This is a genomic window from Longimicrobium sp. (genome assembly GCA_036389795.1).
Taxonomy (GTDB): Bacteria; Gemmatimonadota; Gemmatimonadetes; order Longimicrobiales; family Longimicrobiaceae; genus Longimicrobium.
The window spans coordinates 1-9,446 of sequence record DASVWD010000260.1 but is presented as its reverse complement, the minus strand read 5'-3'; the positions used below and the strand labels follow the sequence as shown (position 1 = coordinate 9,446).

The 9,446-nt window shown below is 72.0% G+C and carries 6 protein-coding genes; 3 read left to right on the top strand and 3 right to left on the bottom strand.

What is annotated here, in order from left to right; translation table 11 throughout:
• The first annotated feature begins 524 nt into the window (after nucleotides 1-524).
• Nucleotides 525-3,236, top strand: a complete 2,712-nt coding sequence (locus VF746_30045; GenBank protein HEX8696698.1) for a DUF5916 domain-containing protein — start codon at nucleotides 525-527, stop codon at nucleotides 3,234-3,236.
• A gap of 483 nt (nucleotides 3,237-3,719) precedes the next feature.
• On the opposite strand, the gene VF746_30040 is transcribed toward VF746_30045, so the two are convergent.
• A complete protein-coding gene (locus tag VF746_30040; protein HEX8696697.1) occupies nucleotides 3,720-4,643 on the bottom strand; it encodes an MBL fold metallo-hydrolase in 924 nt (307 codons plus the stop codon).
• A gap of 290 nt (nucleotides 4,644-4,933) precedes the next feature.
• Between VF746_30040 and VF746_30035 the strand changes: the two genes are divergently transcribed.
• Nucleotides 4,934-6,226: an APC family permease gene (locus VF746_30035; protein ID HEX8696696.1), complete on the top strand. Its 1,293-nt coding sequence runs from the start codon at nucleotides 4,934-4,936 to the stop codon at nucleotides 6,224-6,226.
• Nucleotides 6,227-6,311: 85 nt separating this feature from the next.
• A complete protein-coding gene (locus tag VF746_30030) occupies nucleotides 6,312-8,153 on the top strand; it encodes a stage II sporulation protein M (GenBank protein ID HEX8696695.1) in 1,842 nt (613 codons plus the stop codon).
• 26 nt (nucleotides 8,154-8,179) lie between these two features.
• On the opposite strand, the gene VF746_30025 is transcribed toward VF746_30030, so the two are convergent.
• Together VF746_30025 and VF746_30020 are read right to left on the bottom strand one after the other, a co-directional pair.
• Nucleotides 8,180-8,413, bottom strand: a complete 234-nt coding sequence (locus VF746_30025; protein HEX8696694.1) for a hypothetical protein — start codon at nucleotides 8,411-8,413, stop codon at nucleotides 8,180-8,182.
• Nucleotides 8,414-8,902: 489 nt separating this feature from the next.
• Nucleotides 8,903-9,130, bottom strand: coding sequence for a hypothetical protein (locus VF746_30020; GenBank protein HEX8696693.1), 228 nt, complete (start codon nucleotides 9,128-9,130; stop codon nucleotides 8,903-8,905).
• Nucleotides 9,131-9,446: the final 316 nt, after the last annotated feature.

Genomic DNA, 9,446 nt, shown 5'->3' with positions numbered 1-9,446 from the left:
CGCCGCCGCCCCCGCCGCCGCCGCCGTCGTCGTCGACGCCGGGCTGAGCGCGGCGGGCGCGGGCGGTCGAGGCGGGTGCTTGTAGCGGGACGATTGTAGCGGGCGATTGAAATCGCCCGCTACGAAAGCACGAAGTCCGCTTGCGCGGACTGGGCGAGACGCTGCCTTCCACACCGAAGCCCCTCTCCACGCCGAACCAGCCTGCGCAGGCAGGCTTCTCGCCGTTGTTGCCGCGGGTTCACCCGCCCCGTACCCAGGCCGGTCCTGCGTGCACAACCCTGCTCCGGCACGCATACCCCGACGCCCCTGTGCTAAAATTTTAACCAAGACTCTTGCGGAGGGGGTGCTAAGAAATTACCATGGCTTCCCGCGGTCTCGACGGGCGGCGGTGGAGCGTTCCAACCTTCGGGAGTGGACGTGCGTCTCACCTGCCGCTCCGTGCACGGACCGGTCGCCCAGGCCGCCCTCCGTCCCCGCCACACCGTTCGGACGCGGCGGCCCAACCCCAGCGGCGAGAGACCCCGATGAGGTCCAACCCCGTCCTTCCCGCGGCCCTTCCCCTGCTCTGCCTGGCGCTCGCCGCCGCACCCGCGGCGGGCCAGCAGTCCAGGAGCGACACCACCGTCCGCGCCGGCGCCGACGAGCGGCGCGTGGTGGGCGCGGCGCGCTACACGGGCGAGGCGCCCAAGCTCGACGGCGTGCTCGACGACGCGGCGTGGGCGCAGGCGCAGCCCGCCACCGGCTTCGTGCAGCGCATGCCCAACCCCGGCACGCCGGCCACCTTCCAGACCGAGGTGCGCGTCCTCTACGACGCCGCGGCGCTCTGGGTGGCCGTGCGGGCGCTGGACCCGCACCCCGACTCGATCCAGGCGCCGATCGGCCGGCGCGACATGTCGGGGGTGTCGTCGGACTGGCTGCACGTGATCATCGACAGCTACAACGACAAGCGCACCGCCTTCCGCTTCTCGGTGAACGCCGCCGGGGTGCAGAAGGACGCCATGCACTCCGAGGACACCCGCGAGGACATCGGCTGGGACGCGGTGTGGGAGGTGGCCACGAAGGTCGACAGCGCCGGGTGGGTCGCCGAGTACCGCATCCCGCTGTCGCAGCTGCGCTTCTCGGCGTCGGGCGGCGAGCAGGTGTGGGGGTTCCAGGTGCGGCGCGAGCTGGCCAGGAAGAGCGAGCTGTCGGACTGGGACCCGATCATCCCCGACCGCAACGGCTTCGTCTCGCAGTTCGGCGAGCTGCGGGGCCTCTCGGGCCTGAGCTCGGGGCGGCGCCTGGAGGTGCTCCCCTACACCCTGGCCCGCGTCACCCGCGCGCCCGAGCGGCCCGACGACCCGTTCTTCTCCGAGAACGACGCCTTCGGCGGGGTGGGCGCCGACCTCAAGTACGGGCTCACCTCCAACCTCACGCTCACGGCCACCATCAACCCCGACTTCGGGCAGGTGGAGGCCGACCCCTCGCAGGTGAACCTCTCGGCGTTCGAGACCTTCTTCGCCGAGCGGCGCCCGTTCTTCACCGAGGGGTCCAACATCTTCCAGGTGCCGGTGGCGTTCCCCTATTTCGTGCGGAGCACCGGCTTCCGCAACGACCAGCCGTTCTACTCGCGCCGGCTGGGGCGGCCCCCGCAGGCGGGGAACCCCGAGCCCGACAGCTTCGCGGTGCGCCCCGAGGCCACCACCATCCTGGCCGCCGCCAAGCTGTCGGGGAAGACGCGCACCGGGTGGTCGCTCGGCGTGCTGGACGCGCTCACCGCCGAGGAGCGGGTGCGCTTCCGCATGGGCGACGAGATCCGCGACGCCACGGTGGAGCCGCTCACCAACTACCTGGTGGCGCGCGCCATCAAGGACTTCCGCGGCGGCAACAGCGCCCTGGGCGGCGTCTTCACCTCCACCGTGCGCGACCTGGACGCGAGCGACCCGCGCCTGGCGGTGCTCGCGCGGAGCGCCTACCTGGCGGGGCTCGACGGGCGGCACCGCTTCGGGGGGAACAACTACGAGCTGACGGCCACCGTGCTGGGCACGCACGTGCGCGGCGACGAGGACGCCATCACCCGCATCCAGCTGGCGCCGGGGCACTTCTTCCAGCGCCCCGACGCCGACCACCTGGAGCTCGACCCCACGCGCACCTCGCTCACCGGGTGGCTGGCCGACGTGAAGGTGGAGAAGACCGGCGGCGGGCACCTGCGCGGCGGGCTGTACGCGCACGCGCGCTCGCCGGAGCTGGAGATGAACGACATGGGATTCCAGCGCAGCACCGACTGGTTCCTGCAGGGAGCGTGGGTGGGGTACAACCAGTTCAAGCCGGGGAAGCTGTTCCGCGAATGGAACGTGAACGCCAACGCCTGGAACGGCTGGAACTTCGGCGGCGAGCGGCTGACCACGGGCCTCAACTTCAACGGCTTCTTCGCCTTCAAGAACAACTGGGGGGCGTACTGGGGCACCGACAACGAGCTCGAGGCGCTGCGCACCGACGTGCTGCGCGGCGGGCCCTCGTTCGTGGGCCCGGCGTACTCCAGCTTCAACATGGGCTTCTTCACCGACAGCCGCCGCACGATCAACGGCGAGATGTACTGGGGCGGGCACCGCGAGTGGGAGACCACCGGCGGCGGGTGGTACTGGGGCGCGTACCTGAACGTCCGACCCAGCAGCCAGCTGCGCCTGGCGCTGGGCCCCAACCTCTCCGCCAGCCAGGACCCGTGGATCTTCGTGGCGCAGCCGCGGGACGAGGCGGGGACGCCGCACTACGTGTTCGCCAACATCGAGCAGCGCTCGGTGTCGCTCACCACGCGGGTGAACTACGCGTTCACGCCCAAGCTCACGCTGGAGTTCTACGCGCAGCCGTTCATCGCCGCGGGCGAGTACGGCCGCTTCCAGGAGGTGGTGGCGCCGCACGCCGACGACTTCGACGACCGCTTCCGCCCCTTCGGGGGGGAGCTCACCTTCAACGAGGCGACGGGCCGCTACGAGGTGCAGCTGGACGGCGACGCGGATCCCGAGTTCGGCTTCGGGCGGCCGGACTTCAACTTCAAGGAGCTGCGCTCGAACCTGGTGCTGCGCTGGGAGTACCGGCCGGGGTCGGCGCTGTTCGTGGTGTGGAGCCAGGGGCGCAGCAACTTCGAGCCCGACGGCCGCTTCCGCCTGGGCCGCGACTTCGGCCGGCTCTTCGACGGCGGCCGCTCGCCCTCGACGAACGTGCTGCTGATCAAGATGAACTACTGGCTGAACCTTTGAAGTGCGAAGTGCGAAGTGCTAAGTCCTTAGTGTCTTAGTCCTTAGTATGAAGAGGCCCGGCGGCGCGAGCTGCCGGGTCTCTTCGCATGCCGGGGGGAAGGGCGAATGAATTCGCTGCAACAACCACACGAAGTCCGCCTTCGCGGACTCCCGCGCGGAGATCCGTGCGTCCGACCGGCTCATCCCAGATCCGGGAGATCGGTTGGTGGTCGCTGTCATTCTGAGGCCCGGCCACACCGAACCGGCATCCGCACGGATCGTCGCAGGGCCGAAGAATCTTCTCACCCTGGCAGGTGGGTTGGGCGCGGCAGCGGCACGGATGCCCGCTCGCTTCATCCACCCGAGTTTCTCCGGCTCTGGTATCAGGTGATTCGCGGTTGAAGCCTCGCGGGGTTTGCGAGGCTTTCTATAGTTGTAGCCGCGGATTTATCCGCCTTCGCCCCCGCCTTCGCGCGCGAGGGCCCGAGGTCGCGCAACGACGGTTCAACGGGCACGAACGGTGAGCCAGCGCAGGAGGCCGGCGGCCATCATCTCGTAGGGGACGGCCTGCTCGTAGGCGCGCGCGGCGTCTTCGCTGCCGGTGGCGGCCAGGATCTCGGCGCTGCCGCGCTCGCGCAGCGCCGCGGTGAAGCCGGGGAGGTCGGCGGCGGCGGCGGCCTGCCCCGGCGCCCACTCGGCCAGCCGGGCGATGCGCGCGTCGAGGTCGTCCAGGTGCCACTCCACGTCGTCGTTGCCGCCGAAGTGGGTGGGGAGGATGCGCGTGGGGCGCAGCGGGCGCAGCCGGGCGATGCTCGCGCGCCACGCCTCGAGGTCCACGTCCGGCGGCGGCGTGGGGACGCTGACGTACGACAGCCCGCCGCCCAGCCGGATGCCGCCGACGTCGCCGGAGAAGAGGAGGCCCGAGTCGGAGTCGTGGAAGGCGTGGTGGTGGCGCGCGTGGCCCGGGGTGTCGATGGCGCGCAGCACGCGGCGGCCGATCCGCACCTCGTCGCCGTCCTGCAGGATGACCAGGCGGTCGGCGGGGACGGGGAGCATCTCGCCCCAGAGCCGGTCCATCAGCGCGCCGTAAATCCGCCTGGCGCTGTCCAGCAGGCGCGAGGGGTCCAGCAGGTGCTTCGCGGCGAGCGGGTGCGCGTACAGCCGGGCGCGCGGGGCCTGGCCGAGGAGCGCGCCGGCGGCGCCCGCGTGGTCCAGGTGTACGTGCGTCACCAGCACGTGGGTGACGTCGGCGGGCTCGCGGCCGAGCGCGCGGACGGCGTCCAGCAGCCGCGGCAGCGTGCTCCCGGGCCCGCTCTCGACCACCGCGAAGGCGTCGCCGGCGTCCACCAGGTACGCGGCCATCTGGCCGGGGAGCCCCATCCAGTCCAGGTCGACGCGCCAGACGCCGGGGGATTCTTCGAAGAGCATCGAGTGCTTTGGGTGCCGGGGCGAATGAATTCGCTGCAACAACCACACGAAGTCCGCCTTCGCGGACTCCCACGCGGAGATCTGTGCGTGTGGGCTGGCGCCGTTGCAGCTCGCGGTTGAAGCCTCGCGGGGTTTGCGAGGCTTTCTGCCGTTGTAGCCGCGGCTTTAGCCGCCTTTCCCACCGCGCCTGCGCGCGAGGTGTCGGACGGTGGCACGACCCGATTGCGTCCCAGGCGCGGGAGGGGCGAGATTCGTCCGCCGTCCATCCCTGTATCACGAGCCGGTAAGCTATGCGCCCGGAGGCCGAAGCCCAAGCGCAGGACCGTCCGCCGGAGCTGCGCCGCGCGCTGGGGCTGGCGGACGCGGTGGGGATCGGGTTCGGCGCCATCGTGGGGGCGGGGATCTTCGTGGTCACCGGGATCGCGGCGGGGGTGGCCGGGCCGGCGCTCCTGCTGGCCCTGCCGCTGGCCGGCGTCGCCGCGGCGGCCAACGCGCTCAGCTCGGCGGAGCTGGCGGCCAGCTACCCCCGGGCGGGCGGCACCTACGAGTACGGCTGGCGCGTGCTGCACCCCTGGGCCGGCTTCGCGGCGGGGTGGATGTTCCTGGCCAGCAAGACGGCCGCGGCGGGGACGGTGGGGCTCGGCATCGCCGCCTACCTGGCCCGCCTGGCGCCGGGGGTGCCGGGGCGCGCCGTCGCCCTCGCCGCCATCCTCCTCTTCACCGCCGTGAACGCGCTGGGGGTGCGCAGGTCGAGCGCGGTGAACCTGGGGATCGTCGCCGTCTCCACGGTCTCGCTCGTCCTCTTCGCGGCTGTGGGGCTCGCGCGCTTCGACGCGGCGCACCTGCGGCCGTTCGCGCCGGCGGGCCCGCGCGGGGTGCTGCAGGCGGCGGCGCTCCTCTTCTTCGCCTACACGGGGTACGCGCGCGTGGCCACCCTGGGCGAGGAGGTGCGCGAGCCGCGCGCCACCATCCCCCGCGCCATCCTGGTCACCGTCGCGGGCGTCTCGGTGCTCTACCTGGCCGTGGCGCTGGCGGCGGTCGGCGGGGCGGGCGCCGGGCCGCTGACGCGCACGGCGGCGCCCCTGGCGGATGCCGCGCGGGCGATGGGCGCAGGGTGGCTGGAGACGGTGGTCTCGGCCGGGGCGGTGTGCGCGATGCTGGGCGTGCTGCTCTCGCAGCTGCTGGGGCTCAGCCGCATGGTGTTCGCCATGGCGCGCCGCGGCGACCTGCCGGGCGCGCTGGCGCGGGTGGACGCCCGCTCGGGCGCCCCGGTGCGCGCCACGCTCCTGGTGGGCGCGGCGGCGGCGCTGGCGGCGGGGCTCGGGACGCTGCGGGGGATCGCGGCGGCGGCCTCGTTCGCCATCCTCCTCTACTACGCCATCGCCAACCTCTCCGCGCTGCGCATGCCGCGCGAGGCGAAGCTGTACCCCGACGCGGTCCCCGCCGTGGGCCTCGCCGCGTGCGCGCTGCTGGCCGCCTCGCTCTCGCCGCGGACGGCGCTCACCGGCCTGGCGGTGCTCGCGGCGGGCTTCGTCGTCCGCCTCGCGGTGAGGAGTCTCGACCGAAGCGGCGGCGGCGGCTAGATTTGGCCCGGCACGCTCGCACGCCCGCCGGCCTCCCCCCGGTACTTTCGCACTCTCGCACTCTCGCACTTTCGCACTTCCGAAGATGGCCCTCACCGCCCCTCCGCCCCAGCAGGCGCGGCTCTCCGGCACCCTGCGCGACCGCGAGGTCGAGGTCGAGACGCCCGAGCACGTGGCGATCGGCTACGAGCTGGCCGACCTGGGCTCGCGCTTCGCGGCGCTCCTGATCGACGCGCTGATCCTGCTGGGCGGCGCCCTGCTGCTGTCGATCGGGATCCCCGCCAGCGTGGACGCGCTCGGGGGGCTGCCCGGCTTCCTGGAGGGGATGGGGACGGCGATCCTGGTGCTCCTGGGCTTCCTCTGGTTCTGGGGGTACTTCGTCTACTTCGAGGGGCTGCGCGACGGGCAGACGCCGGGGAAGCGCGCCATGGGGATCCGCGTGGTGCACGACGGCGGCTACCCGCTCACCGTGCGCGGCGCGGCGATCCGCAACCTGGTGCGGCTGGTGGACGTCCAGCCGGCGGTCACCTGCCTGGTGGGCGGCGCGGTGATGATGCTGCACCCCGCCACCAAGCGCCTGGGCGACCTGGCCGCCGGGAGCGTGGTGGTGCGCGAGCGCACCGGCGCCGTGCTCCCCGAGGAGGCGGCGGTCGAGGGGGCCGTCACGGGCCCGCCGAAGCTCTCCGACCGCGAGTGGGCGGCGCTGTCGCAGTACGTGGCCCGGCGCCAGTCGCTGACGCCCGACGTGCGCACGCGCATCGCCTGGCAGATGCTGGCGCACCTGGACCGCGTGGTGGGCGACCACCCGAAGCGGCGGGTGATGAGCCCCGACCAGTTCCTGGAGGTGGTGCACCAGGAGGAGTCGTCGCGGCGGGCGTCGGCGGGGCTGGCGGCGCGCTCGGGGACGGGGCAGGCCACGGTGCTGGTGCGCCGCCAGAAGGGGGCGTGGGAGCAGTACCGCGCGCTCCTGGCCAGGGCGCAGAAGGGCGGCCTGGACCGCCTGCCCGAGGCGGAGGTGTCGCGCTTCGCGGCGCTCTACCGCGAGGTGGCGGCCGACCTGGCGCGGGCGCGCACCTACGGCGGCTCGCCGGAGCTGCTCTACGCGCTGGAGCGCTCGGTGGGGGCGGGGCACAACCTGCTCTACCGGCCCGAGGGGGGCTCGTGGCGCCAGCTCAGGCACTGGCTGGCGGCCGGCTTCCCGGCGCTCTTCCGCAGGCGCTGGCAGCCGATCGCGGTGGCAACGGCGTGCTTCTACCTCCCCGCCGTGGTGGCCTTCGCGGCGGCGCGCGCGGAGCCGCAGACGATCCGCGACTTCGTGGGGCCGGAGATGATGGCGCGCGCGGAGAAGGCGACCGAGCTGGAGGCGCGCGGCATGGGGTACGTGGAGGAGGAGTACGGGAAGCTGCCGCTGATGCCGCAGAGCTCGGCGGAGCTGATCAGGAACAACGTGGGGGTGACGTTCTTCACCTTCGCGGGCGGGGTGCTGGCGGGGGTGGGGTCGCTGTGGATCCTGCTGATGAACGGGGTGCTGCTGGGGGCGGTGGCGGGGCTCTTCGCCAACCACGGCGCCAGCATGCACCTGTGGGGATTCGTGCTCCCGCACGGGGTGATCGAGCTCACCGCCATCTGCATCGCGGGCGGGGCGGGGCTGTGGCTCGGCTCGGCGGTGGTGCTCCCCGGGCGGCAGACGCGCAAGGACGCGCTGGTGGCCCGCTCGCGCGAGGCGGTGTCGCTCCTGGCGGGAACCACGCTGCTGCTGGTGGCGGCGGGGGTGGTGGAGGGCTTCATCTCGCCCAACCCCTGGATCCCGCGCGAGATGAAGCTCGTGATCGCGGGCTTCAACGCGGTGGTGCTGCTGTGGTACCTGCTCTTCGCGGGGCGGGGGGAGACGGCGCGGCGGGCGGCGGAGACGGCGGCGGAGCGGTAGGAGAGAGACCGTCAAGGTCAGCGTACTCACCAAAACTCGGAAGTGTACGGGTCACGAACCCGCACCTTGCCTACCAACTTGGTGAGCCCCGCGTAGGGATTGCTGATCTGGCCCTTCTCGGAAGAGTCGTTCTTCGAGACGAATCTGCCGTTGTCAGAGCGAGGCACAGACGACCCGCCGCGCTGGACTGCCTCGCTCCCGCCCTTGCCAGCCCTCTTGGCCGTCGCGCCTTTCGCCGTGCCTTTCTTGTTATTCGCCATCAGTTTTCTTCCTTTGTGCGACTGATACCGGATTGCAGGAATCAGTGTGCGATCCGGCCCTTTCGCGAACCATGTCATTCCGAGCGGCGCCGCAGCACCGATCCGGATTTCACACCTCAGCTGGGCGGCGCCCGAGGAATCTACTCACCCCGCCCGGACGCTGGCTTCATGCATCGGTCCGGCCTCCTGCCGGCCGCGAGTAGATTCCTCGGGAGCCCGGCCGACTTCGGTGGCGAACGCGAGATCAGCGCATCGGGCTCCACTCGGAATGACAGCTTCCCAATGCACAGCGAATCTCTAAAACGGTATGAATAGTATCGGTCGTGCCCGGGCAGGGCCAACGGGCTCCTCTCGCCGATGGACCGCAGAGCCGAAGAACCCGCCAGTCGGTACGGAAAGCCGCGCCCCCGCCCGAATGCATCGGGCGGGGGCGCTTCATCGTGGATCCTCGGCGCCTCGCGCAAGACTGCGCTTCGGCGGACGCCGCGATCAGGCGCAGGCGGGCGCGACGGTGTCGCAGTTCTCGGTGCAGCCGCAGCTCCCGTAGCAGGTGTTGCGCGGCGTCTGGCACTTCTTAGAGATGCACTCCGGGTAGCCGGTGCACCACTCCGTCTCCACGGTGTCGTGGCCCCGCACGGTCCCGCTCCTGCCCCGCCCGTCGCCCGCGTCGAACGAATCCACCTTCAGGTCGTCGAGCCTCAGCCTCAGCTTGCCCATGGGTTCCTCCGGGTGAGAGGGAGATGGTCGAATGCCATCGGCGCCGCGGGGCTTCCACGTCTCCATGACGGCGAGATCCCGCTGCCGCGCCGAAGGTGACTTCAACTTCGCGGAGGTGATCGATAAGGCAACAAACAAGTGGCGCAGACATAACCAGCGTAACAAAACCCGCGTGAGGGATGCGCGCCCGACAGGGCCGGGACGCCGCCGCCACAGGGGTTTCGTGGCGGCGGTGGCCCGGCGCCGTTGGGCACGGTCGTATCGTGCCCTACGGCGCGCGCAGCCCGGCCCGGAGCGCAGCGGAGGGACACGCCCA